Source organism: Microbulbifer maximicatervae (SeqCode) (assembly GCF_052467825.1).
Genome location: NZ_CP174327.1, coordinates 706,783 through 733,196, shown reverse-complemented (window position 1 = coordinate 733,196; position 26,414 = coordinate 706,783). Strand labels below are relative to the sequence as shown.

The 26,414-nt window shown below is 48.3% G+C and carries 17 protein-coding genes; 12 read left to right on the top strand and 5 right to left on the bottom strand.

Annotated elements, in window-relative coordinates; translation table 11 throughout:
- Nucleotides 1–54: 54 nt before the first annotated feature.
- Together ACJJII_RS03195 and ACJJII_RS03190 are read right to left on the bottom strand one after the other, a co-directional pair.
- Nucleotides 55–1,113 (bottom strand): AraC family transcriptional regulator, encoded by a 1,059-nt coding sequence (locus ACJJII_RS03195; protein ID WP_444918253.1) that lies wholly within the window; start codon nucleotides 1,111–1,113, stop codon nucleotides 55–57.
- 736 nt (nucleotides 1,114–1,849) lie between these two features.
- Nucleotides 1,850–3,451 (bottom strand): AbgT family transporter, encoded by a 1,602-nt coding sequence (locus ACJJII_RS03190; RefSeq protein ID WP_444896033.1) that lies wholly within the window; start codon nucleotides 3,449–3,451, stop codon nucleotides 1,850–1,852.
- Nucleotides 3,452–3,766: 315 nt separating this feature from the next.
- Here ACJJII_RS03190 and ACJJII_RS03185 point away from each other — a divergent pair, with 315 nt between their 5' ends.
- On the top strand, nucleotides 3,767–4,468 hold the full coding sequence (locus ACJJII_RS03185; protein ID WP_444918252.1) for a glutamine amidotransferase-related protein: 702 nt from the start codon (nucleotides 3,767–3,769) through the stop codon (nucleotides 4,466–4,468).
- Between the two features lie 553 nt (nucleotides 4,469–5,021).
- Here the strand turns inward: ACJJII_RS03185 and ACJJII_RS03180 are convergent.
- Nucleotides 5,022–5,381, bottom strand: coding sequence for a hypothetical protein (locus tag ACJJII_RS03180; RefSeq protein WP_444918251.1), 360 nt, complete (start codon nucleotides 5,379–5,381; stop codon nucleotides 5,022–5,024).
- A gap of 1,332 nt (nucleotides 5,382–6,713) precedes the next feature.
- On the opposite strand from ACJJII_RS03180, the gene ACJJII_RS03175 reads away from it, so the two are divergent.
- Genes ACJJII_RS03175 through ACJJII_RS03165 form a run of 3 tightly spaced genes read left to right on the top strand, consistent with a single transcriptional unit; the run spans nucleotide 6,714 to nucleotide 12,740 of the window.
- Nucleotides 6,714–7,898: an HlyD family secretion protein gene (locus tag ACJJII_RS03175; protein ID WP_444918250.1), complete on the top strand. Its 1,185-nt coding sequence runs from the start codon at nucleotides 6,714–6,716 to the stop codon at nucleotides 7,896–7,898.
- Nucleotides 7,899–7,900: 2 nt separating this feature from the next.
- The gene (locus ACJJII_RS03170; RefSeq protein ID WP_444918249.1) at nucleotides 7,901–10,633 is read left to right on the top strand and encodes an ATP-binding cassette domain-containing protein; all 2,733 of its coding nucleotides are present in this window, start codon (nucleotides 7,901–7,903) and stop codon (nucleotides 10,631–10,633) included.
- Nucleotides 10,623–12,740 (top strand): ATP-binding cassette domain-containing protein, encoded by a 2,118-nt coding sequence (locus ACJJII_RS03165; RefSeq protein ID WP_444918248.1) that lies wholly within the window; start codon nucleotides 10,623–10,625, stop codon nucleotides 12,738–12,740. Before ACJJII_RS03170 ends, ACJJII_RS03165 begins: the two co-directional genes overlap by 11 nt.
- A 1,844-nt stretch (nucleotides 12,741–14,584) precedes the next feature.
- Here the strand turns inward: ACJJII_RS03165 and ettA are convergent.
- Complete coding sequence (gene ettA / locus ACJJII_RS03160) at nucleotides 14,585–16,249, bottom strand: energy-dependent translational throttle protein EttA (protein WP_444918247.1); 1,665 nt, start codon at nucleotides 16,247–16,249, stop codon at nucleotides 14,585–14,587.
- Between the two features lie 180 nt (nucleotides 16,250–16,429).
- On the opposite strand from ettA, the gene ACJJII_RS03155 reads away from it, so the two are divergent.
- From ACJJII_RS03155 to fnr (ACJJII_RS03135), 5 genes are all read left to right on the top strand, one after another.
- Nucleotides 16,430–17,536, top strand: coding sequence for an enoyl-CoA hydratase/isomerase family protein (locus ACJJII_RS03155; protein ID WP_444907209.1), 1,107 nt, complete (start codon nucleotides 16,430–16,432; stop codon nucleotides 17,534–17,536).
- Nucleotides 17,537–17,608: 72 nt separating this feature from the next.
- Entirely contained in the window at nucleotides 17,609–18,514 is a 906-nt protein-coding gene (gene mmsB / locus ACJJII_RS03150; RefSeq protein WP_444918246.1) for a 3-hydroxyisobutyrate dehydrogenase, read from the top strand.
- 397 nt (nucleotides 18,515–18,911) lie between these two features.
- Nucleotides 18,912–19,610, top strand: coding sequence for an OmpW/AlkL family protein (locus tag ACJJII_RS03145; protein WP_444918245.1), 699 nt, complete (start codon nucleotides 18,912–18,914; stop codon nucleotides 19,608–19,610).
- A gap of 123 nt (nucleotides 19,611–19,733) precedes the next feature.
- Nucleotides 19,734–21,116: an oxygen-independent coproporphyrinogen III oxidase gene (gene hemN / locus ACJJII_RS03140; protein WP_444918244.1), complete on the top strand. Its 1,383-nt coding sequence runs from the start codon at nucleotides 19,734–19,736 to the stop codon at nucleotides 21,114–21,116.
- A gap of 70 nt (nucleotides 21,117–21,186) precedes the next feature.
- Nucleotides 21,187–21,915, top strand: a complete 729-nt coding sequence (gene fnr / locus ACJJII_RS03135; RefSeq protein ID WP_108734587.1) for a fumarate/nitrate reduction transcriptional regulator Fnr — start codon at nucleotides 21,187–21,189, stop codon at nucleotides 21,913–21,915.
- 52 nt (nucleotides 21,916–21,967) lie between these two features.
- On the opposite strand, the gene ACJJII_RS03130 is transcribed toward fnr (ACJJII_RS03135), so the two are convergent.
- The gene (locus ACJJII_RS03130) at nucleotides 21,968–22,990 is read right to left on the bottom strand and encodes an adenosine deaminase (protein WP_444918243.1); all 1,023 of its coding nucleotides are present in this window, start codon (nucleotides 22,988–22,990) and stop codon (nucleotides 21,968–21,970) included.
- Between the two features lie 302 nt (nucleotides 22,991–23,292).
- On the opposite strand from ACJJII_RS03130, the gene ACJJII_RS03125 reads away from it, so the two are divergent.
- The 3 genes from ACJJII_RS03125 (at nucleotide 23,293) to ACJJII_RS03115 (ending at nucleotide 26,112) form a co-directional block, all read left to right on the top strand.
- Nucleotides 23,293–24,159, top strand: a complete 867-nt coding sequence (locus ACJJII_RS03125; RefSeq protein WP_444918242.1) for an SDR family oxidoreductase — start codon at nucleotides 23,293–23,295, stop codon at nucleotides 24,157–24,159.
- Nucleotides 24,160–24,326: 167 nt separating this feature from the next.
- Nucleotides 24,327–25,049: a fumarate/nitrate reduction transcriptional regulator Fnr gene (fnr, locus tag ACJJII_RS03120; RefSeq protein WP_444896046.1), complete on the top strand. Its 723-nt coding sequence runs from the start codon at nucleotides 24,327–24,329 to the stop codon at nucleotides 25,047–25,049.
- A 400-nt stretch (nucleotides 25,050–25,449) separates the two neighbouring features.
- A complete protein-coding gene (locus tag ACJJII_RS03115) occupies nucleotides 25,450–26,112 on the top strand; it encodes a putative adhesin (RefSeq protein ID WP_444918241.1) in 663 nt (220 codons plus the stop codon).
- The last annotated feature ends 302 nt before the right edge of the window (nucleotides 26,113–26,414 follow it).

The window sequence follows — 26,414 nt, the reverse complement described above, 5'->3', positions numbered from 1 at the left end:
CAAGCTAAAATCTGGCTTGTGTCACGACTGATTCTGTATTTTTCTGAAGGGGCTTTAACTTTCAGTTTCCAGTGCAGCTTTCGCCGCAGCTTCACTCAACAACTTGCGGCGAACTTTCATTGGAGTGGTACCAAACCAGCGGTCGCAGGCCCGGTTAAATGAACTCTGCTCCCGATACCCCAGCATATTGGAAATCTGGGCCATAGGTGGCAACTTTCTACTGAGGTAATGTTCTGCGCGTTCGCGGCGAATACGGTCGAGAATATCCTCAAACACCAATTCCCGATCTCGCAACCTGCGCTGCAGTGTGCGCTTGTGCATGCCCAGCTGATTGGCGACTTCCTGCAGACTGCAGCGCTTTAGCGGCATCAGGCAATAGATCAGCTGTTCTACTTGGTGAATCAGGTTTGATTCACCTTGTTCCAGTACTTTGTCGATATAAGACTTTAATAGAGGCCTTAAAACCGGGTTGCACTTCTCGGTCGGTTGGGCCAACTGGCCGCTACTTAGAATCAAGGTGTCGCTATTTTGTGAAAACTGTACATCTGTACCAAAAAAGTTTTCATATTGGTCGTGGAGCGGCTGTTTGGACTTTAAATGAACCGCCTCCAGATTGAACTTTTCACCACATAATATTTGTAGTGCGACAACAGAAACCCCAAGGAGAAATTCCCGGAATAGCTCGAGAGGTAATGGAGAGTCCGAAGGTATATAACTTTCTAAATCATTTAAACAATGAAAAGTTATAAACGTTTGGAGCCCTTTTACTTCCAATTCAACTCGCAGGTTATAAGGAGGGGCGGCGAATTGCTTTACGGCAGCATTGAGGAATTCCCCGAGGGTCAACGACTGCAATACTGCTGCTCCAAGAGAACTGAGGGCGGCAGCCCCCTGGCTTTTTGCCAGTCTCAATCCGAAATCCGCGCAATTGAGTTGTCGTGCGGCCTTTTCAACAAGGTCAGTCACTTTACTCAACGGGAGATACCCCTCGAGTTTTTCAACCTGCTCGGGGTTAATACCGGCGCTATTAAGCAGTGTTTCCGGGCAGCCGTTTAGCTGGGATACTTGGTCATAAAAGCCGGTTAACAGCTTAGCTCTTATTTGTTGGGTCAATTTCTTCCAAATCCTTCCAAGAACCCAGCCTGATTTAATTATTAGGCGTGCCGGGTCGCAACTTCTATTTGAGCGAAAATATTCAACTGATAGGCGCGCCCGATAATTTTAGGAATCTACAAATAAATGCAAATTCCAGGATTACACATTCCTGGGCATTGTCTGACGGATTTGCAAAACCGTCATATTGGCGAATGCCTGTTTTATTTCGAATTCCTGATATGTATTGTGCGCTATGGATAACTGTTACTGCACTAACTACCACAAAGTGCACACGACTCATCCTGAGAAAATAATATATGAGATTAAAACAAGGCAGCCGAAACTGGTGTAATCCGCCTATCAGTCTCCGCTAAGTATTATTTCAAGGCCTATATTACTTGTTTTTTTTTGTGGATTCGAAGGGCTTTTGGCTTTTGCTCATAATCAAAATGTCACCTAATGAAAAAAAATACCAATTAAAGTTAATACATTGAAACTTTATTCCCTTATGACAGCAAAAAAATTTTTTTGTTTTATGGTGACTCCATATCTGGGAATAATAATTTTTTCTTAATTTATCCACTTTTTTACCCTTGCCTAAAGCTATCTTGAATGACTGGTGATTTCAGGAACGCTTTAACACTTTTTGGGTAGTTACCAGCGGATATAAATGACCATTTCAAAGGTATGGTCATTTTGGGGAGACAAAAAAGCCCGCATAAGCGGGCTCTAGGATTACTGATTAATCAGTGGATTAGCCACCATAGTAAGTAGCTGCACCGGGGCCGACGGGCAGTCCCAGGGCAAAAACCCAGATGAAGAACAGGGCTGTCCATCCGATAAAGAAGAAGATGGAATAGGGAATCATAGTGGCGATCAATGTACCCATGCCCAAGTCTTTCTTATAGCGCGCAGCAAAAGTAATGATCAGGCCAAAGTAACTCATCATCGGCGTGATAACGTTGGTCACAGAGTCACCGATACGGTAGGCCGCCTGGATTACTTCGGGGGCGTAGCCCAGCAGCATCAGCATGGGTACAAAGATGGGAGCTGTCACCGCCCACTGAGCAGAGGCACTGCCCAACATCAAGTTCACAAAGCCACACATCATGATGAAGAACAGGAACAGTAGTGGTCCAGTGAGGCCGATGCTTTGTAGCGCATCAGCACCTAAAACGGCAAAAATGGTGCCCAGGTTGGTGATCTTAAAGAAGGCGACAAACTGTGCAGCAAAGAACACCAGGACAATGTACATCCCCATACTGTTCATGCTCTTGGCCATGGCATCAATGACATCTCGGTCATTCTTCATGGTGCCGACAACCTTACCGTAAACAAATCCCGGGATAGCGAAGAACACCAGGATCAGTGAGACGATACCCTTAAGGAACGGAGAGCCCGCGACCAAGCCTGTCTCTGGATTTCGTAAAACACCCCACTCAGGCACCACCGTCAAAGCGAGTACTGCAGATACGCCCAAAACAGCCAAACCTGCGTACTTAAGGCCGCGCTTCTCGGCGTCGGTCAAGGTGCCAACTTTGTCTTGAGTCAGGTCGACAGACGCTTCACTGGGATCATACTTGCCCAGCTTGGGTTCTACGATCTTCATGGTCACCCAGCTACCAACTCCGGTGATCAGGAAGGTACTGACAATCATAAAGAACCAGTTTACTTCCGGGCCCACGGAGTAGGTCGGGTCGATCATATGGGCTGCTGATTCTGTGATCCCCGATAGCAGCGGGTCCACCGTTCCCAGCAGCAAGTTAGCACTGTAGCCGCCAGAGACACCGGCAAACGCGGCGGCCAGGCCAGCGATAGGGTGTCGACCGAGAGAGTGGAAAATCATTGCGGCTAATGGGATCAGTACCACGTAGCCCAATTCAGAGGCGGTATTAGAGATGATGCCGGCAAAAACCACTATGACAGTGACTGTGCGTTTGGAGGCCTGGAGTACCAGACCGCGAACAGCGGCACTTAACAGGCCGGAGTGCTCGGCAATCGCAACCCCCAATAGGGCCACCAAAACTGTCCCCAGCGGAGCAAATCCGGTGAAATTTTTAACCAGACTGGTAACGATCATCCTGAGTCCATCGCCACTCATAAGGTTGAAGACCTCAATGACGCCATCTGGCGCTCGGCCAGCAGCGCCAACCGGGCGGGGGTCGGGGACAGACAGGCCAAAGTAAGAAGCGATACCACTAATGACTATCACGCTAACGGCGAATAGTGCGAACAGTGTGATTGGGTGGGGGAGAAGGTTGCCGAGCCATTCCACTGCATCTAAGAAGCGGATAAAGGCTGTCTTGCGCCCTGGGGGACTGTCCTGCCGATCGCTCGGGGAGGTTGTTGTGGTCATTGTTGGTCCTCAGTCGTTACTGCAAGCGACCCTAATTGCCTCTGGGCCGCCTTGTAGCCGAAGGGTTGGCTGAAAAATGTGCTAAAGCCGAGATCATACACAAAACTACTTCAGCTAAGAATGCCCAGAGAGAAATGTTGCTCCTAGGCAGTGGGCCAAAGAGCTATCAGGCGACCCGGATAGGTAAAAGATCTATGATGAAAGATGTGCTGTTATGGCGCTTGTTACAGTGGGGCAAATCTTTCTGATTGCGGTCTCTGATGACTGGATATGCCATAATCCCAATACTATGTAGTCAATTCAGCGGTGAAAATAATGAAGATTGGAATTTTAAAAACCGATGATGTGCGCAGAGAGCTTGTCGGCGAATTTGGGGAGTACCCGGAGATGTTTGCCGACTTGTTGCGCGACCAGGACTCCAATTTGGAGTTTAACACCTACGAAGTCCAGCACGGCCAGTATCCCGATCATATAGATGAAGTAGATGCTTACCTGATTACCGGTAGCAAGACAGGCGTTTATGACGACAAACCCTGGATTGCGCCCTTAATGGATTTTGTACGCAAGTTACATGGTGAGAAGAAGCCGACCATTGGTATTTGCTTTGGTCACCAGTTAATTGCCCAGGCACTGGGAGGCCGGGCTCGTAAGTCAGATAAGGGCTGGGGGCTGGGGGTGCACACCTACGAAATGCAGGAGACGCCTAGTTGGATGTCTGAACCCGCGCCCAACTTTAGTCTCTTAGTAACGCATCAGGATCAGGTGGATCAGCTGCCGCTTGGTGGGCGAGTACTGGCTTCCAGTGAGTTCTGCCCAATGGCAATGGTGCAGGTGGATGATCATATGCTTAGCTTCCAGGCGCACCCGGAATTTACTAAGCCCTACTCAAATAGCTTAATGGAGCTTCGACGGCAGGCTTTTGGTGAAGCTGTGGTTGATAAAGGGCAGGAGTCGCTCAAGAACGATATCCATGAAAATGCAGTTGCCAGATGGATGTTGGAGTTTTTGAGGCATTAAGCTCTCATTGTGACATAGTATAATGAAACTCCAACTAGCTCTTTGCTATGATCAGCTTCATTGAAAGGCGACGTAGTATTTAATATATCTGATTTTTCTCATCTCAAAAGTATCTGAGTTTTATAAGCCCTTTCAAAAGGAGGGGCTTATGTTCATGTATGTGATAAATTTCATTATTTTTCACCTTTATTCTATACGTATACTAAGATATGTAAGCTACTTTTTTGGAAATAAGTACAGATTTTTCTGGAGTTATCTTGGTTGGGGAGGATAGTTTGCTTTGGTGATATGCTAACAATTGAAGCTATTATTTTAAGTAAAAAAACACAAATATTTTTATAGATCAAGGTGTGACTTTAAAGGGGGTGGCGGCCTAGGTATTTGCTAATACTATTTGGAAGTTAAATAAACAATGCCAGTTATCTAAGTGTGTTTGTATTATATTGGATACAAGCGTACGTTTCTTGATTTAACTTTGACTGGTTGGAAATGTGAAGGCTATAATCCCAATGCCAGTAATTACACAAGTTTACATTTCCTGTTGGTTGAAGGGTTAATTGATCCCATATATGGAGTCTTCTTCAATCTGAATGATTCTTATCCTGATCGGGGCTTCAATCTGAAAATATCTCCTTGCGGTTTCATCAATCTTAATTGCTAAATTTTGAAGCTTTTGGTGTGTGAGGTCTGGTTTTTTTAGGCAGGATATTTCTATGTAGCATTCATCAGGTATGATTTTATGAGGTGTGATAATGGTTATGTTTGGATCTTCTTGCGCTTTAAGTTCTTTAATAATTAATTCTTGGAAAAACGCCGGTGCTGAATCTGGGGCTAATTTAAGTGAGCTTAAAAAAATTTTACAGCTGATCATATGTAGTCCAATTTGATTGTAGATGGTTGCACTTATTTCCATTTAAATTATGATGAGGTGTTGTGACTTTCTGGTTTCAGTTCATATTGTGGTAAGTCTGGCAGTTTTCCTGTCTAGCTCTGTGATAAGCATGTTTTAGATTGTAGTTCAGAAGTGTGGCTCTGTATGCTGAATATAAGCCTGTTATATTGTTTTTAGTGCTTGTAGTATATTCTATATTTCCTTAAGTTTTAATTTAATTTTTGTTATGTGTGTTTTGCTTGCTCTAAGAGTGTTAAGGAGTGGGCCTAAGTTAATTTAAAGTATTTTTAGATGTTCGGTATCTCTGTATTGGTTGGTTGAATGTTTATGCGCTGGTAAGTAAATTGACGTGGGCCAGGGTGGTGCTGGATTCATTATCTTGTTTCTGATAGAGAGTATTCTGGGTGGGTAATTATCTCGAAATATATATGATAGTTTGTGATTTTTTTGAGGAGTAGAGCATGTATTTTAGGCTGTGATTTTGTGCTGGATTATGTGGGCTAATAAAGGCAAGTTTTACGGTTGGAGTCAGTGAAACAGTAGTATGGAAGGTAATCAAGGGGTGTAATCAGACCATGTTTTGAATGTTGCATTTATATTCGGCGGTGAGGGTGCAGTTCGTAGTTTAATCAGTCAGGATATGAAGCAGTGTGGGCTTTGTTGAGTTCGTAAATTAATAAGGCGATGGGTGTTGGCTGTGAGGCTTAAAAGGTGCTATTTAGTGCTGTGGATGCTAATAGCGGGCAAATTTCGAGAGGAGTCTTATTCTCATCAATAACTATATTTGGGGCGCTAGCATCAAGTGTATTTTAACTTTTCATGTTGGCAGTTACCTATTTCAGATTGCTAATTTCAAACTCTATTAGTGGTTGATATCAGCAAGTCGCGTATTGATGGGTGTGCATGGTTGGCTTGGGGGGTAAGCGATTATAGCATATTTTGGGTAAGGGTAATTCGCACACTGGCTGTGCCTATCAAACTATCTATAAAAGGAAGTAAATGAATTGGTTGTGAAGGATAAATAACTCGATATTTATCACTTATGGAGCTATTGAAGGGGCTATTAATTATTATTTATCCAGTGAAGAATAAGGCGATAATAGGAGCTAGAGTCCGAGTTTCTAGCTATGAGTTGTGTATTTATATGTGTGATGCCGAGTTAGTGAAGTTCCATCGAACTTAAGGGGTGGGCTTCAAAGGGATTTTTTCGAGCTTGACCAAAATAAATTGACTCTTAGGTATGAAAAATTTAACTTTGTTTGCCTTAGCTTTTTTAAGGAAACTATAAAAGTAGTAGCAAAGTCATACTTTTCAGCTGTTTTGCTACGATAAATGTTAAATGGGTTTTTCACATTGTCAACGCCTTTTTTTCACACTACTCGTTCTATTACTTCAGACTCTATTCGTGCCTTGGTTGCCGCTACTGCTCTAGGTGTCTTACTTCTGGTGGCATGGGCTATATGGTTCTTCACGGTAGAAATTACAACTTATAGCGTAACTGAAGATGCGAGATTAGAGCAGGAACAAAATACTGTTCACGTGAGTACCCAGCGGGTTGGACGTGTTGTTCACATTGAAGCAGAGTTGGGAGATACATTAGAGAAAGATGATGTATTAATTAGACTTGATACTTCCGTACTTAATTTGAGCTTGCAGGGGGACAGTAAAATATCTGGAAGCCTGCGAGATCAACTGGAATCAGTTCGAAGGGAAAGAGAACTACTAGATAAGAAGTTCGTTGAAGATGAAAAGGCCCTTAGTGACCAATTGAATTTATTAGAGCAGCAGTACCAGCTTCAATTAGATAATCAAGAAATTCAAGCAGATGTCACCGATCGCTATGAGCGATTGTTGCAAAAACAACAAAGTTCCGAATTGGATTATCTGGCTGCAAAACGAACGTACCAGCAAATAGCAATGGCAACTCTAAAAGTGCAAGCAGATATCCATGCTTTAGAGGATCGCCGGGCACAACTGATTAGTGAATATCAGCTTGAAGTGAGTGCTTTAAAGCAGCGGCATCAGGATATTGATGGGAAGATTGCTGAAGTTGATACCCGCATTCAGCAAAGTCACCTTGCTGTGAGTGAACAGAACCTGCGTGCGCCCATTACTGGCGTGTTGGCTTCGCTAGCAAAAATTCGTGAGGGTGAAGTTCTAGTTGCAGGACAGCAAGTTGCAACTATTCAGGCAGAAGGTGTTATTTCTATCCAGGCATTTTTCCCTCCTGCGCTAGCATTGGGGCATATTCAGCCTGGGCAGAGAGCCCAAGTAAAACTGGATGGATTTTCCTGGGCTCGCTATGGGCAGTTGGAGGCTCGGGTAGAGCGGGTTGCTAGTGCCGTTCAGCAGGACAAAGTTCTTGTGCAACTCTCTTTGCGAGGCGAGCCACCACCTAACCTTCCTTTATTGCATGACTTACCCGCCAGAGTAGAAATTGCCACGGGTAAGAAAACTCCTTATCAGCTACTTCTACAAAGAACTGGTGAGTTACTTTCAGGTAAAGCTCCCGGGAAAACTGTCGAAGAGGGAGCGTAACAGTGGAAAGCAAAAGACGCTGGTTAGTTCCAGAGGTAGTTCAGACCTCTAATATGGACTGTGGTCCGGCTTCCCTAAAGTGCTTGCTTGAGGGTTTTGGTGTAAATACACACTACGGCCATTTACGCGATGCCTGCCAGACTGATGTAGATGGTACCTCGATAAATACCCTGGAAAAGATTGCGGTAGAGCTTGGGCTAGAAGCTGCCCAGATGGTGGTTCCCGTGGACCATCTCTTGTTGAGCTCCACCGGCTACTTGCCAGGATTGGTTGTGGTACGGTTACCAAACGGTAACACTCATTTTGTCGTGGCCTGGAAAAATCATCGCGGTATTGTGCAAGTGATGGACCCCGCCAGTGGTAGGCGCTGGCCCAGCTCATGTCGTTTTTTGAATGAGTTGCATGTTCACACCGCACGGGTGCCCCCTCAGGGCTGGAGAAACTGGGCAGGTGGTGATGATTTTATTGCCCCGCTGAAAGAGCGTATTGCACAGTTAAAGGTTGGCAATACAGTGGCCACCACACTCTGTGAAAAAGCGCTAAAGGATGAGAGTTGGCTCTCGCTGGCATTTCTCGATGCATCCGTTCGAATGCTCACCTCATTGGTTACGTCCGGGGCGATAAAGCGCGGTGCTGAAGTCAGTGGTATGTTGCAGCGGCTGTTTGTTGAATTTACTACAGATACCAGCCAAGCATTTTGTTTAGTACCAGAGAATTACTGGTGCGCTCGACCGTCCCGTCCCCGTGGAAGTGAGCCTGCAGGGACAATTGAACTGTCGCCGGAGCAGTTGGAGTTTAGTGGCGCGGTCATCGTGAGCGTAAAAGGGGTTCGCGATGTCAATGAAGTTAAACCGAAATCGGAAGCGCTATCCAGGGCTTTACGGGAGTCACCGGTTCAACCTCTCAGGCAGCTCTGGGGGTTGATGCGCGAAGATGGATTGATTGCGCCACTCACTATATTTATTGCTATGCTCGGAGCGGTATTGGGGCTGATGTTCGAAGCCTTGCTTTTCCGTGGCCTGATTGATATCCACAGCGAGTTAGCGACAGAGATACAGCGAGCAGGCACGATTGCATTGCTGTTGGTCTTTATGATCACATTAATGCTATTGCAGTTTCCCGCAGCAAAAGTCCAAATGGTGGTCGGGCGCCGTTTGGAAAATCGTTTCCGCATACGGTTTTTAGCGGCCCTACCCAAAATACCTGATCATTTCTTTCAGAGCCGTCCCACCTCTGATACAGCCGAACGCTCACATCGTATTGCCGCCTTGAGAGGTTTGCCTGTTCTCGGAACGAGTCTCATTTTTAAAATTTTCTCCCTGTTCGCTACTGCACTCGGAATAATCTGGCTTGCTCCAGCTGCCGCTCCTTTGGTGCTCGTCATGTCGGTATTGCAAGTTGCCGTACCCCTGATGTTCCACCCAGTACTCACTGATTACAGTATGAGAGTACAGACTCATGCGGGAGCTTTGGCTCGCTTCTATATGGATGCGCTGCTGGGAGTTATTCCAATCCGTACGCACGGCGCCGGTGAGTCTGTACGGCGTGAGCATGAAAACCTGCTCACTGAATGGATAAGGGCTGGATACTCATCACTGAGTTTTCAGCTCAATAGCCAGGCGGTACAGCTGTTGATTAATTGTACCCTCAGTAGTGTATTGGTGATTTATTGTGTTAATGCACGAGGGGCAAGTCCCGATCTACTTTTATTGATTTATTGGGTATTGGCACTGCCGCCGCTGGGTGAAGAAATTGCGGGGCTGATGCGAAGTTATCCACGGCAACGAAATTTTTTACTGAGAGCCCTCGAACCGCTGCAAGCAGTCACTGAAAGAGACACAGATAAAAGTTCCGCTGATAGTGTGGAATTTTCCCCGGCAAAACCGGTGGGTATCAAGTTTGAGAATGTCACCGTTAATGCTAGCGGTCGCACTATTCTCGACAGGGTAAATCTGGAAATCAGCCCCGGTGAGCAAATTGCTGTGGTCGGAGCATCCGGCGCTGGCAAATCGAGCCTTGCCGGATTATTGCTGGGGTGGCACAAACCCGCCAGTGGCCGTGTAATGCTCAACGGCGGAGAATTGAAGGGAGATTTACTGCATCGTTTTCGCCTTCACTGTGCCTGGGTTGATCCCGCAATTCAGCTGTGGAATAGCAGCCTTCTGGAAAACTTGAATTACGGCAATAAGCAGGGAGTTCCCCTTTACCCCATTTTGCAGCAAGCGGATTTACTCAAGCTGGTAGCAGCGCTACCGGAGGGGCTGCAAAGCCCGCTAGGCGAAAGTGGTGCCCTGGTCAGTGGTGGTGAAGGGCAGCGCGTACGTCTGGGGCGCGCCCTTGGCCGCGAGGAAACTGCTTGTGTGATTCTGGATGAACCGTTCAGGGGGCTTGATCGCCAACAACGGCAGCGCCTGATGAACCGGGTGAGGGAGGTTTGGCAAGGGGTCACCCTGATCTGTATTACCCACGATATCAGTGAAACCCGGGACTTTCCTCGTGTTTTGGTCGTGGACGAGGGTTGCATTATTGAAGATGGTAAGCCTATTGAGCTTCAAACCCAGGGCGACACGCGCTATGCGCAGCTACTGGCAGCTGAAAGCAGTCTCTGGCAAGAGTGTTGGCAGAGTAGCAGTTGGCGTCACTTGCGCATGGCCAGCGGTCAATTGACAGAAGTACAAGGAGTTCCTGGGGCGACACCGGCCTCCCGGTTTACGGAGGTTGCCAGTGAGCAGTAAAGAATTAATGCCCTATTGCTGGCCAGTGTCGCAGCTGGAGGCCGCCTTACAAGCGTTGGCAAAATACAGCGGCTTGGAGCCTGAAGTAGCGGAGCACAAATCCCTTGGAAGCACCCTGGAGTTGAATGCCAGGTTGCAGGCAGGTGCTGAAGCTTTGGACTTGCAAGTGGAGCAAGTGAGTTGTAGCTACCCAGAGCTGGAAACCATGCTGTTGGGAGCCGCCCCGGCACTGTTGCGGGTTCGCTTTCCCGAGGGGGAATATTTTATCGCACTGTGTGCTGGCAGGGGGCATAAGTTACAGCTGCTCACACCGGCACTGCACCTGGAGAAAGTTTGCCTAGAGCTGGTTATTCAGCAGCTGGCTCGCGAGCTTGAAGGGCCCCAGCGCGAGCGTATCGAACAGTTGCTGGATAGTGCACACATTCAGGGGCGCCGCCGCAAGAAAGCAATGACTGCCCTGCTGCGGGAAAATCTTGCCGGCGTACGCCTGGATGATTTCTGGTTGTTGCGTCAATCCTCTCACCGGTCTTTCCGCCTACAGCTTCGCCAGCGCGGATTGTATTGGCGCTTTGCCGCCATGCTTGCCTGCCACAGTGCCCAGATGGCCATTTTTCTGTGTAGCTGGTGGGTGATAGGTAGGGCTGTGCTCGAGGGCCATATTGATACGGGCTGGCTATCTGCCTGGGTATTGTTATTGGTGACTCAGGTTCCCCTATCCCTGCTCACAGCCCGGCTGCGAGGTGTGGTCTCCGTTGAGACCGGCGCACTCCTGAAACAGCGATTGCTCGCCAGCGCGCTGCGCGTTATTCCCAGTCGTATTCGCCATATGGGGTCGGGTCAGGTATTGGGCAGGGTTTACGATGCGGAGAATATAGAAGCCAGTGCATTACAGGGTGCCTTTTTATTATTGCTCGGCGTTGTTGAACTGTTAATTGCAGCCTCAATTTTGCTGATGGGAGCTGGTGGCCTTATCTATGCAGCAATTTTGCCCCTATTTTTAGCAGTTGCATTTTTCCTGGGGCGGGCACAGTACTACGGCCGCAAAGAGTGGACAGCACAGCGACTGTCAATGACCCACCGTTTAATTGAGAAAATGATCGGCCACCGCACCCGGCTCGCTCAGCAGGCACCCGGCGAGTGGCACCGGGGCGAAGACAGTGAGTTAAATGACTACCTGGAAAGTTCCTCTCACATGGATAACACCATGGCGCGTTTGCAGGCTTTTTTGCCGCGCCTGTGGTTACTTTTAGGGATCGTGGGGCTGGCCCCAATATTTATTAGCGACAGTGCCAGTAGTACCCAACTCGCAATTGCCTTTGGAGGCATGTTGTTGGGGTATCGCGCAGTTTTAAAGTGTATGAATGGTTTTACCAGCGCCTTAAGTGCGGCAATTTCCTGGGAAAAAGTACGTGAACTGTTTTCCCTTGAAGATCGCCACTTAAGGGGCAGTGCAGGTTTGGCAGTGGCCGCGTCGGCCGGCCAGCAGGATTCCTCGCAGCCGCTGTGTTATTTACGCGATATCCGTTTCACCTACGAGGGAAAAGATCAAGCAGTGTTGGCGGGATGCAACCTCAGCATTTATCCCGGCGACCGGCTTTTACTGCAGGGCACTTCTGGTTCAGGGAAATCCACATTGGCGAATGTTCTCACCGGCATCCAGAAACCAGATGATGGCCTGTTGCTGCTCAATGGCTACGACCGCGCAAGTATCGGTGCTGAACCTTGGCGCAGGATGGTCGCATCAGCTCCCCAGTTTCATGAAAATCATGTGTTGGGAGATTCATTTCTTTTTAATTTATTAATGGGGGACCAGTGGCCACCTCGCCAGGAGAGCCTGCGCAAGGCTTATGCAATTTGTGATGAGTTGGGGTTGACCCCGCTATTGGAAAAAATGCCGGCAGGGATTTTACAAACGGTTGGCGAGATGGGCTGGAGGTTGTCCCACGGTGAGATGAGCCGTTTATTTATCGCCCGTGCGCTTTTACAAAATGCTGAGTTAGTGGTGCTGGATGAGAGTTTTGCGGCACTCGATCCGGAGAACCTGCAGATGGCGGTAGCCTGTGTGCAAAAAAATGCAAAAACCCTGATGGTGATTGCTCATCCCTAGCAGGTTTTGAATTTGGTACTTATTTTTAAATTAGGCTGGTTTCTTAAGTTGGATGGAGAATAGAGTCGAGGGGCTAAAAAATAGGCCTGGATAGTAGGGCATCACTAAGCTTTGGGTACATGTAACTCTTCTTATTAGAGGGGAGTATTTGATGCCATACTATCAATTAGTTGTGACCATTCACCCAATATTAACGAATATCGATGGTGTAATACATTGTAATCGAGTTAAGATTAGGGCTATCTGAGGCCTTAGTAAAGCTTTGGATACTTTTAAAGATGAAAAATGCGAAAGGAGATGGTTATGCAATTAGAAACAGATATTACTGCGGGCCCTGAAGGTGCATACGAGCTCCCCCCACAATAATAAATGTTCTAAAGGGCGTGTTTAGGCACTTGTGAAAAGTGCTTTATTATAAAATTTGGTGAAAAATATTTGATTTCCTGTGGGTTATATTAAAATTTTCTCCAGGCAATTTGAATATTGCTCTTAAAATTCAGGTGCTATGTTTGCCTTGAAGGTAGTGCTAGTCAGTTTAATTGGCTAGCATTGCCTTTTAGAAGTTGGTTCAATTTGGCTGGGATTTTGATAGATGCCGTTTTTTTGCCGGTTTGTGTAGTTGGCTTCATTGATGTGTTGATCAATGTCTGGTTTATTTAATGAAGTTCCATTGCTAATAGTGCTCATGTCACTTTAGTTTTGGATGAAAGCTAATTTTTTGGGGATGGTTGAAAAGCCTTTAAGAACTCTATCAAAATAAACCTTTAGCCTTTCATTATGTTTCAGATAAGTAAAAATGGTTGCTTATTACTTGAAGTTTAGTTTCTTGTACATTGGTGCCTATTTTCATTGCTTTAACCCCGCATTTGGCGCAAGTGATATACGTCGGTCCTAGATTAGCAGATCCCCCCCCCATTTAAGAAACTGATAATTTTTTCAGTAAAGGCTGGCATTGGGTGTTTTCTCTACAGCTTGATAGCGTACAGCTCTATACTAGAGGCGTATTGTTTATATTCCGGAGCGGGCGTTCTACTTTCGTAACTCAGTACTGCCTTGGTGATGTTTCAAGCAGCTTACTTCTTTGGGGTGTGCTATCCAATACCTCTAAGCTTAATTTTTTCCAACTTTATATCTCTTAATTTCTGATAATAAATACAATTGGTTAATTGGGATTTAGTTGGTAGTGTCGGTGCTTCTTCCGGCCAAAAGAGAGGCAGAGATAAATTACTACTAACTGAGCGAGAACGAATGATACCAAAAGAGGTACAGCCAGAGAAAATCCTGTTAAAGAGATATACTAGTATATTGTTACACTTTGAAATGATCTATCAGTTGATTTATTCAGATCAGGCAAGTGGTGGAGACTTATACTAATACCTAAGATAATGCCTTATCGCAAGCGCTACAGTAAGCATGATTGATGCGGAAGATCAAAAACAGAGCGAGCAGAGAAAGTCGTCCAGCCGTTGTTTACTAGATTAATCGGGTATGTTGCTGGAAAGATGAGAGCGTCATAGGTAAGAAATATGGCGGGGATATTCTAGCTATGATGGAGCACAAGACGTTATTTGCTATTATTGTTAGCTTACCTAATAAAAACGATCAGCCTTGCAGCCTGAAGCAGTGATCAGTGATATGAAGAGCTTTAATGATAAAGTCGAAACAAATACCTTAGGCTAAAGGGTATTCGGAAAAGTGATTGTATTTAATGAAATAGGCAATATTTAATTTTTCTTGTTTAAACGCAAAAAGTTCCGGAGTTCTGACCAAGAGCTCCGGAACTTTTTGCTCTGTGAACAAAAGAGCTTAACCGGCTAGTATTTGCTTTTGTGCAAGTTAAGGGATCAGGTCTTAAGTTTCTTATAATGCATGCGATGGGGTGTTGCATCCTCACCTTTGCGTTGCACAAAGTCCTCGTGGTACTCGGTATAGTTACCCTCTAAGAATACCGCTTCACTCTCACCCTCATAGGCGAGGATATGGGTGGCAACGCGGTCCAGGAACCAGCGATCGTGCGAGATTACCAGGGCACAGCCGGGGAAGTTGAGCAGGGCTTCTTCCAGGGCGCGCAGGGTTTCGATATCCAGATCGTTGGAGGGTTCATCCAGCAGCAGTACGTTGGCGCCCTGCTTAAGGGTATAGGCCAGGTGCAGGCGTCCGCGTTCACCGCCGGAGAGTTCGCCTACGCGCTTCTGCTGGTCACTGCCCTTGAAGTTAAAGCGGCCAACATAGTTGCGCGAGCCCACTTCGTAGTTGTTGATCTTGAGCATATCGTGGCCGTCTGAGATGGCTTCCCATACGGTCTTGCTGTCATCCAGATTTTCACGGCCCTGCTCAACGTAGGCGACCTTAACGGTTTCACCCATCTTGATCTCGCCGGAGTCCGGCTGCTCGGTGCCGCTGATCATACGGAACAGGGTGGACTTACCGGCACCGTTACCGCCGACGATACCTACAATTGCGCCCTTGGGCACGCGGAAAGACAGGTTGTCGATCAGCAGGCGCTCGCCGAAGCCTTTGCTCACACCTTTAAACTCAATCACATTGTCACCGAGACGCTCGCCGGGCGGAATGTAGATTTCGTTGGTCTCGTTGCGGGCTTGGAAGTCCTGGGACTGCATTTCTTCCAGGCGGGACAAACGGGCTTTGTTCTTGGACTGACGGCCCTTGGGATTTTGGCGGGCCCACTCGAGTTCCTTTTGCATGGCTTTGGCGCGGGCCTGTTCGCCGCGCTGCTCTTGCTCCAGGCGCTTTTCTTTCTGTTCCAGCCAAGTGGTGTAGTTGCCTTCCCAGGGAATGCCGTGGCCGCGGTCCAGTTCCAGAATCCAGCCGGCAACATTGTCGAGGAAGTAGCGATCGTGGGTGATGGCTACCACAGTGCCGGTGAAATCGTGTAGGAAGCGCTCCAGCCAGAATACGGATTCCGCATCCAGGTGGTTGGTGGGTTCGTCGAGAAGCAGCATATCCGGGCGGGACAGCAGCAGGCGGCAAAGGGCCACACGGCGCTTCTCACCGCCGGACAGATTGTTTACGTCCGCATCCCAGGGGGGCAGGCGCAGGGCGTCTGCGGCAACTTCCAGGCGGTGCTCCAGATTGTGGGCGTCCCAGGCCTGGATAATGTCTTCGAACTGTTGCTGTTTCTTGGCCAGGGCATCGAAGTCCGCGTCGGGCTCGGCGTAATCGGCGTAGACCTGTTCCAGGCCGGCAAGGGCGTCGATGGCTTCGCGTACACCGTCCTCTACGTTGCCGCGCACGGTCTTGCTGGCATCGAGTTGCGGTTCCTGGGGCAGGTAGCCGACCTTGATGCCGGGCATTGCGCGGGCTTCGCCGTTAAAGTCCTGGTCGACCCCGGCCATGATGCGCAGCAGGGTGGATTTACCTGCGCCGTTTAGACCGAGTACGCCGATCTTGGCGCCGGGGAAGAAGGAGAGGGAGATGTCCTTGAGGATCTCGCGCTTGGGGGGCACTACTTTGCCCACCCGGTTCATGGTGTATACGTATTCGGCCATTTGGGGTTCCGTAATGGGTGTTGGAATCGGTCAGATTTTGCGCGCAACTTATCAGTTTGCGTAAAAAGTGCAACCGGGCATCTCTTAGGTAGCCCGCTGTACTCGCGTGTGGCTGACGTCAAATGTGATCTGTGTTTAACTGCGACACTATCTAGTACAAGAGCTATAAGACGAATAAAAATGGATCAGGATTCCCCGGTGTTGTTTTCCCGGCGCGGCGCCCTGGCGATCGCGACACTAAACCTCCCCAAGGCTCTCAATGCCTTAAATTCATCCATGATCGATCTGTTGTCGGCCCAGTTGGACCGCTGGGCTGAAGACACTGAAGTCGCAGCAGTCTGGATCGATGGCAGTGGCGACAAGGCGCTGTGCGCCGGCGGCGATGTGGTGGCGCTGTATCGGGAGTCTGCCGCCTATGGTGAGACACCGGACTACGGCTTCACCACCGATTTCTTCTCCCGCGAATATCGCCTGGACTACCAGATTCACACTTACGCCAAGCCCGTCGTGGTGTGGGGTGGTGGTTTCGTGATGGGAGGCGGTATCGGCATTATGGCGGGAGCCAGCCACCGGATTGTGACCGAAACCACTCGCATGGCAATGCCGGAGATTACGATTGGTTTGTTTCCCGATGTGGGGGGCAGCTGGTTCCTGAATCGTATGCCCGGGCGCCTTGGACTTTTCCTGGGGCTGACCGGTGCGCAGTTTAATGGCGCCGATGCCCTGTTTGCCGGTATGGCGGACCGCATGATAGGCCAGGACCAGCGGGAATCAGTCTTGTCTGCGTTAGCGGGGCTCAGTTTTGGTGAAAACCTGGAAGCCAATCACCAGTTAATTAGCAATTGCCTTAAATCCCAGGAGCTGCCTCTTCTGGAGCGGCCTGAGTCTGCTCTGCGAGAGCATTATGACCAAATCCAGCAGCTTACCGATTTTGCCACCTTGCCAGAGGTTTGTGCCGCCATCAGTGCATACCAGGGTGTGGATAAGTGGTTGCAGCGGGCAGCTGCCACTTTGGCAGGTGGCTCTCCGCTGACCCCCTGGATTGTGTGGGAGCAATTACAGCGGGCTCGACACCTGTCCCTGGCGGATATCTACCGCATGGAGTTGGCACTCGCGGTAAACCTCTGTGCCAGTGGCCACTTCAAGGAAGGGGTGCGCGCGCTGTTGATTGATAAAGACCGCGAACCCCAGTGGCAACCTGACAGCTTGGAACAGATTACACCTGCGCAGGTGGAAAGCTGCTTTGAGGGACCCTGGGGCGGTGAGCACCCGCTGGCCGACCTGTAGATATCGTATTTACCGAGCGTCCCGGGCTGTTAATCGCCAGGGATACCAACAACAAAATAGGGAGTGGCTTTTATGGAAAAGATAGCCTTTTTTGGTTTGGGTAATATGGGTGGCCCCATGGCTGCCAACTTGGCGAAGGCCGGCTATACCGTAGCGGCATTTGATTTGAGCCCTGTTGCTCTGGAGCAGGCACAGCGAGACGGCTGCCTGCCCTGTGACAGTGCCCAACAGGCTGTTGAGGGCGCGGATATCGTAATTTCCATGCTGCCCAGTGGCGACGCGGTGAAAGGGCTCTACCTGGGAGAGGCTGGGTTGTTGCAGCAACTCCCGGCCGATACCCTGATTATCGACTGTTCGACTATCTCCGCAGAGGATGCCTGCCTGGTCAACCAGGCTGCCGGGGAGCATGGGTTGAGAGCGATAGATGCCCCGGTATCCGGAGGTACAGCTGCGGCACAGGCGGGGACGCTTTGCTTTATGTGCGGCGGGGATGAAGCGGCATTCGATGCTGCGCGGGCCCCGCTGCAGGTGATGGGCAGCAAGATATTTCTCGCCGGTGCTGCAGGTGCCGGGCAGGTGGCAAAGATTTGCAACAATCTGCTGCTCGCGATCCATATGACCGGTACCGCAGAAGCTTTACAGCTGGGAGTGGATAAGGGGCTGGATGCCAAGGTACTGAGCGATATTATGAGGGAAAGTTCGGGTAATAATTGGTCCCTGGCTAACTACAATCCCTACCCGGGCACTATGGAGAGCGTGCCTTCGGCAAAGGGCTATGCCGGCGGTTTCAGTGTGGCATTGATGCTCAAGGACCTGGGGCTGGCTATGGATGCCGCCTCAACCAGTGCATCCTCTACTCCGATGGGAGCCCTGGCGAAAAATCTTTTCCAACTGCATGGCGCCAGTGAGGAAAACCAGCAACTGGATTTCTCCAGTATTCAGAATATGTTCCGGCGCCCGGCGGGTAGCCTTACTTAGCGCTTGTTTAAAGGCCTTGCACCACAGTCTGGCAATGTCGGCAGTGGTGCAGTTTTTGCCTGTTTTGTTTGCCCTCAATCTTGTCATCTAAAGAAAAAATTTGCGGTAGTTCTCAATTTGGCAAGATCGTATCAAATACAGTTGGGTGCTCGGTTCCCTCGGACTTTCTGAGCCGCTATCTTCCCCGCCCCTTCCCGGAAACGGGTCTCCCTTAAACAGCGCAATTATCTTGCTGCTGCACATTCCAATGGATTTTTTTCCAGGTAATTCGGCAGCTTGATTTGGATCAAGCAGTCTCAGGCAGTCAGCGAGTAACCTGTCCGCGACTTGTGATTGTGCCTGGAGGGGGGCCCTTCCTGAGTCGGGAAAAATGCCTAATCGCTTTATGGAGAAGTTAATGAATCGTATAACTGCTTGTGCGACAGCCGCTTTGACCGCCGTACTTTCTGCACCCGCACTGGCCTATGAACAAGGCAGTTTAATTCTGCGCGGTGGCATGGCCACTGTAGCACCCGATGCTAATTCCAGCGTACTTTCCTTGAATGGAACCGGCATCAACCAAACCGGTGTTGATGTGGATAACGGTTCCGCACTGGGCCTGACCGGCGTCTACATGTTCCGCGATCACTGGGGTTTGGAACTGGTTGCCGCAACGCCGTTCAGCCACGATATCGAAGTTGTTGGCGAGGGCCTGGGCAGCTTCGACCTGGGGGAAACCAAGCACCTGCCGCCGACTCTGTTGGTTCAATGGTATCCGATGGAGCCACAGTCCAACATTCAGCCGTATGTTGGCCTGGGTGTGAACTACACCGCTTTCTTTGATGAAGAAATCAGCAGCACCGCCGATAGCGCTTTCGAAGGCCTTGGCGCCACCGGTGATGCAGAACTGTCCCTGGACAATTCATTTGGCCTGGCAGCAGAAGCCGGTATCGATTTTACCTTCGGTGCCGATCAACGCTGGCTGTTCAATATGTCTGTGTTCTGGATGGACATCGAGACCGACGCCAAAGTCAAAGTACCTGGCCTGGGTGAAGTGACTGCCAATGTGGATATTGATCCGCTAGTTTACATGGCTGGTCTGGGCTACCGCTTCTAAAAGGTAGCAATAAATAGGTCTGGGGTAGAGCAGTCACTGTGGTTTTCTGGTCGAAGACCCGGTGGCTGCTTTTTTGTTTGTGTCGGATTTCCAAGCAAACTACCGAACGAGGTGTGAATGAATATGAAGCAAGAGATTAAAAGCCCCGTGGGAGGGTTGTCTGAAGAACTCTTATCCCGTTATAGCGGACCCTGCCCGCGCTACACCTCGTATCCTACCGCCGATCGTTTTCACACATTAAATGGAATTGAGCCCTGGGCAGCACTGCAGGATATTCGCAGCTTGTCCCTTTATGTTCATATTCCTTTTTGCCGTTCTCTCTGTTACTTCTGCGCTTGTAATAAAGTAATCACTCACCAGTATGGACTGGCTTCCAGTTATCTGGATCACTTGCTGCAGGAAGCCCAGTGGTACCGGGATAAGGTGGCTGATGTCCCCGTTACCCAATTGCACTTGGGCGGTGGTACGCCGACATTCTTGAGTGATAGTGATATGCGTCGCTTAATGGGAGGGCTGGCTGAAGTTTTTGATTTGCGCCCTGGCGACGGGGTTGAATACAGTATTGAGGCCGATCCACGTACCCTTGAGTTAGAGACCCTGGATACCCTGCGAGAACTGGGTTTTAACCGCTTGAGCCTGGGGGTGCAGGATTTCGATATCGAAGTTCAGCGTTCAATCAATCGTATCTGCAGTGCCGACCAAGTCACGGAGTTGACCGTAGCGGCGCGTGACCGCGGGTTTGAGTCCATTTCCTACGACCTGATTTACGGACTACCCAAGCAGGGGCTGAGCAGCCTGCACCGCACTTTGGATAAAGTGCTGGAGCTGCAACCGGACCGCATCGCTCTTTATCACTATGCACACCTGCCACACCGATTTAAGGCCCAGCGCCTGATTGATACGGATTTAATCCCTTCTGCCGCAGAAAAAGTGGCGATGCAGCTGGCGGCTGTAGAGCACCTGGGTAAGGCGGGGTATGAATTTTTGGGGATGGATCACTTTGCCCGTCCTGGGGATGAACTGGCTAAGGCAGCCCATGCCGGTATGCTGCAGCGCAATTTCCAGGGTTACACCCTAATGCCGGCAGATGCTTTGGTCGGTCTGGGGGCATCGGCGATCAGCTACAGTCGCGATGGCTACTGGCAAAATTTACATCGCTTAAAAGAATATACTCAGGCGATTGGAGAAGGGAAATCTGCAGCCTGCCGCGGCTGGTTAATGGATGATGAAGATCGTTTGCGCCAGTGGATTATTAGTGAATTAATGTGTCGTTTGCGCCTGGATAAAAACCTTGTTGAACAGCGTATAGGTGCTTCCTTTGAGGAGTATTTCTCTGAGGAATTAGCGCGCTTACAGCCTATGTTTGACGATGGTCTAATTTATCAGGATAACGAAAATATTATTGTTACCGAGGAAGGCCGCTGGTTCGTGAGAAATGTTGCCGCTGCATTTGATATGTATTTGCACAGTCAAGAAACAGATGCGAAATATTCACGTGTTCTATAGCTACCGGCAGGAGACTAACGGCTCGACAGCCGTTACAATTGCGGCAAATTAGTTTACCGACCGGTTTAGTATGATGGATTCCTCTACAGCTGTTAGTTGCGGCAACTGTTCAGTCAGGCGTTTGTGCTTGCCAGCTGGTTTGTGTCAGTCTGATATTGATCGGCTAGAGCAGATCACGCGTCGAAAGAAAATAATTAAAGCGGGGGAGACCCTTTACCGAGCTGGCGATCCATTTGCCAATCTCTATGCAATTCGCTCAGGTAGTTTTAAAACTGTGGTGATTGCCGCAGATGGTGACACTCAGGTCACCCACTTCGCTTTACCTGGGGAACTGCTCGGTCTGGATGCCTACAGTACTCGGGTACATCCGAGTTATGCGGAAGCATTGGAAGACAGCAGTGTTTGCCTGCTGCCTTTTACTCAACTGGAAATTTTGGCCCAGCAGGTGACAGCCCTGCAGCAGCAGATTTACAGCATTTTTTCTGAAGAGTTGCGCCAGGAAAACGATATTTTAATGTTGTTGGGCAAGCGCTCTGCCGATACTCGTTTGGCGGCTCTTCTGATTAATATTTCCAGCCGTTACGCTCGCCGTGGATACTCTCACAGTGCGTTTGTTTTATCGATGCCGCGCACTGATATCGCTAATTATCTGGGTTTGACAGCGGAAACTGTCAGCCGGCTTTTCTCGCGTTTTCAGCGAGAAAAATTAATTAAGGTGAGTGGCCGATCAGTTGAGATTATTAATTTAATTGAACTCAGTGAGCTAGCGGGTACTCACTGCGGATATGATGAAGACTGAATTTTGAAATAGTGTCCTGGCTTTATGATCAGTCAGGACACTATCCAATCCACTAAACTTCAGCAACCGTTTCGATTGCTGATATTGCCTCCGCCCACTTTTCTTTATCTGCCTCTGAAATGTAGCTCGCTTTAAAACTATTCAGGGCCAGTTTTTTCGCCTGCTCTTTAGTCATGCCCAGACTTTCGCTAAGGGCCAGATAATTTTTATTAACGTAACCGCCAAAGTAAGCGGGATCATCTGCATTAACAGTGACACACAGGCCGCGCTCGAGGAGTGACAAAATGGGGTGTTGGTTCATATTGTCGTACACACAGAGTGCGGTATTGGAGAGCGGGCAAACGGTCAGGGGGATATTTTCCGCTTTCAGGCGCTCAATTAGTGCTTCGTCCTCAACGCAGCGAACCCCATGGTCGATTCGGCTCACGTCCAGAAGATCGAGAGCCTCTACGATATAATCGGCAGGCCCCTCTTCACCAGCGTGGGCAACTCTCTCAAGCCCTAGCTCTTTGGCCATAGCAAATACTTTTTCAAATTTGCTGGGTGGATGACCCAGCTCAGAAGAGTCCAGCCCTACACCTTTTATCAAGTTGAGGTATGGTTTTGCCGCTTCCAAGGTGGCAATTGCTTCCTCTTCACTCAGGTGGCGTAAGAAGCACAAAATAAGGTGACTACTTATTCCCCACTCATTTCTTGCATCATCAAGAGCGCTGTTAATGCCCTTGATAACCACACCGATATTAATGCCCCTCTCTGTATGGGTTTGGGGGTCAAAGAAGATCTCTGTGTGGACAACATTGTCTTCACGACAGCGCTTGAGATAAGCCATGGTCAGATCATAAAAATCCTGCTCATGGATCAGGACCGAAGCGCCTTGATAATAAATATCGAGGAAGGACTGCAAATTATGAAATTTATAGGCTGCTTTAATTTCCTCAATACTGGAAAAGGGAATTTCAATATTGTTGCGCTTGCTCAACTCGAACATTAGCTCCGGTTCCAGTGAACCCTCGATATGGAGATGAAGCTCGGCTTTTGGCAGTGCTTTCAAAAAGTTCAAATCGGCAATGGACATAGAAATACCTTGTTGCGGGACTACCTGTGAACGTGAATGCGCCGGAGGCTATCCAACATTCCGACTCACAGAAACTGTCTGGGCTATAAAAGGGCGCTAATGGTATCAGGTTACGCCCTCTGAGAATAAAGCTGGCGGAGCTTATTTTACGGCTTATTCTGACTCGCCAGCCCTATTGTTTAGCTGCAGCCAGATTCATTGCCAGAAAATACACCGACCGGTTTACTTGCTGCTATTCATGTGTATACTGCACTGGATAGTTTACATTTTGAGATTGATTAACGGATACTGAGGAGAGAGCAATGAGTAAGGTTGCCTTGATTACCGGGACTTCCACAGGGCTGGGGCAGAGTCTGGCGCTGCAAATGGCCAAGCAGGGGTTTAGGGTCTTTGCCACCATGAGAGATCTCTCCAAGGCCGACCAGCTGATAAATGCGGCTCCTCAGGGGGCGGCTCTCGAAGTGATGGAATTGGATGTAACAGATTCTGACAGTATTCAGAACTGCGTAGATACCATTATCCGGGATGCTGGGCGTATCGATTTATTGATCAACAATGCTGGCGCTGGTTTTGTAAAGACCACTGAACACGCCAGCGAAGAAGAGGTACGTTGGGTGACGGATGTGAACTACCTCGGTGTAGTTCGCTGCACTAAAGCAGTTTTACCCCATATGCGCGAAGCTCGTAGTGGACACGTTATCAATATTTCGTCAGTGGGTGGGCTAGTTGGGCAGCCGTTCAATGAGCTGTATTGTGCGGCAAAGTTTGCTGTTGAGGGTTATACAGAGGCCCTGGCAAGTTATATAACCCCTGCCTTTAATATTAATTTTACCGCTGTCGAGCCCGGTGGTATCCACTCAGAGTTTGCCAATAATGTGCTTTCGCAGTTGGAGCGGAGCCAGGGGTATCCCGAAGATGAATACCAGGGGGTCTTCAATCAGTATATTGGTGGTATGAGGTCGCGAAGCCCAGAGCAGACAGCTGAGATATACCAGACATCTGACCAAGTAGCCGACGTGGTTTTACAAGTGGTACAGGCTGAGGAGCCACCTATTCGGGTCAGAACATCCAAGTGGGCCAATGAACTTTGCAATTTTAAGAGCGGCTTGGATCAGGATGGCAAAAAACAGCAACGAATGGTAATCGAAAGCTTTTTACCTGAGTTTTAATCTTTTAACTTTACGAATTTAGCACATAGGGCAAGTTACTAACTACCATGTGTGTTGCTTAGTATTATGGAGTGTATTTACCAGGACAAGCCGGTTATGAAAGAGTCAAAGCTGATTCATGGCCGGCAATAGTATTACTGTCAGTAAAAGAATTTGGTTGCCTAGCTATGACCAAGTCAGCGCAGGCCGTAAGTTGTAGTAACTGTTCAGTCAGGCGTTTGTGCTTGCCTGCAGGGCTGGTGCAGGCGGATATTGACCGGCTTGAACGTGTTACCCGCAAGAAAAAGGTAATTAAAGCGGGTGAAACCTTGTATCGAGCAGGTGACCCTTTCCAAAATCTCTATGCGATTCGCTCTGGAAGTGTCAAAACGGTAGTCATTGGTGCAGATGGGAATATCCAGGTAACACATTTCGCCCTTCCTGGTGAGCTGTTGGGGCTCGATGCTTATAGTAGTCGGGTTCACCCCAGTTATGCGGAGGCGCTGGAAGATAGCAGTGTGTGCTTGTTGCCATTTGACCAACTGGAAACCTTAGCTCAGGAAGTTCCAGCACTGCAGCAGCAAATCTATAGCATTTTTTCCGAAGAGTTGCGGCAGGAAAATGAAATCTTAATGTTGCTGGGAAAGCGTGCTGCTGATGCCCGCTTAGCGGCATTGTTGATTAATATTTCCAGTCGCTATGCATGTCGTGGTTACTCCCCCCGCGAATTTGTACTCTCTATGCCGAGGACGGACATCGCCAATTACTTGGGGTTAACAGCGGAGACGGTGAGCCGTTTATTTTCGCGTTTTCAGCGAGATGGACTGGTGAATGTTAGTGGTCGAATGGTTGAAATCCTTGACTTGTTGGCGTTGAGTGAACTGGCCGGAACCCATTGCGGCTACGACTGATATCGGTAAAAGTTTTTCACTTTTCCAATTGATTTTCTGGAACCTATCGCTTCTTTTTTATATCGGCTATTGAGCATGTTGGCGCATAAAGCCTCCTAATTTTAATTTTTATTCCTTGTCTATTTCGGCAGTATCTGGGTCATTTTAGCCAGAATAGCTGCGAATACTGCCGCCCCAAAAGGGTACGATGGTTCTAATTGAGTGCCGCTATTTTGGAAGTGTTTTCTTTTCTCCTTTGTTTAAGAGGGTTTGGCTGTATAGCTTGGATATTTGTAGTTCTCTTGCCTGGTATTTTTTGTATTTCACTCCTCTAGCAAATATCCAATAAGCCATAGTAGCCTTTGTCACAGAGCGCTAGTCAGTAAGCCTCAAAAAAATAAGAAGTGAGAGGAAGGGAAGTATGCCTGTCAGAGAATTTGATCTAGTTAAGGTTTTTGCAGCGGAAGGAACACAAGTGGGAGATGCTCCCAACCTGGTAATTTCTGCTCACGGTGCAACAACCAAGCAAATTTTTTATCCCAAAGGACACGGAGGGGATAACCTCTTTTTCTTTTCTCCCCATGGTTACTCTCTAAATGATCCAGGTATTGGTAGCGTCTTGAGTGGCAATGCCAAATATCATGAGTGGGTTGGTAGGGGGAAGGTTTGTCATAACTATACCCTGAGCAAATTTCAGGGGTATCACGGGTCAACAACCGGTCAGATTCTAGGCCGCGTTACTCGCCATTTTATTAAAGGTGAGAGCTATGCCGATGTGCAAAAGGCTGTAGATAATGCCCATGAGCACAATGAGATGGTGCGAAATCTGGATCCCAATAATCCCATGCATCAACCTTATATTAAGAAAGGGGTTAAGCCGGTAATGTCGGCGGATTTATTGACTATTCGCAATAGAGTAAAAATGGATAACCCCACCTTAGTGGATGTTCTAAATATTCTGCATAGAAATAATCTGCACTATGAAAATATCTACTGTTCTTTTTGTCGAAGCGAAGTGAGTTTTAGCAATATCCTTATTGGAACTCCATCCTGGGACAGCAAAATGCAGCGACCAACCACTTAATCGGTGTTTTTTAACTTCGTATTCAATTCTTAAGTAGAGAGAGGATGGTGCCCGTTAAGCTAGAAATGTGAATGCATTTTTATTATGGGTCACCATCTACTAATTTGTTACGGCTCACTTTTTTGAGCTTTGAGCTTGCCAGGCCTGTACTGCTTTCCTCAATTCCTCCTTATTTTTGTCATATTTATTTCATACCTCACTTATTTGACTAATATTTAGTCCAAAAAATTTTCCTCTTCGTGACTAATGTCAAAAATCATGCAATAAAACTTGAGTGTGGATGATTGGTCATAGTAGGTTGT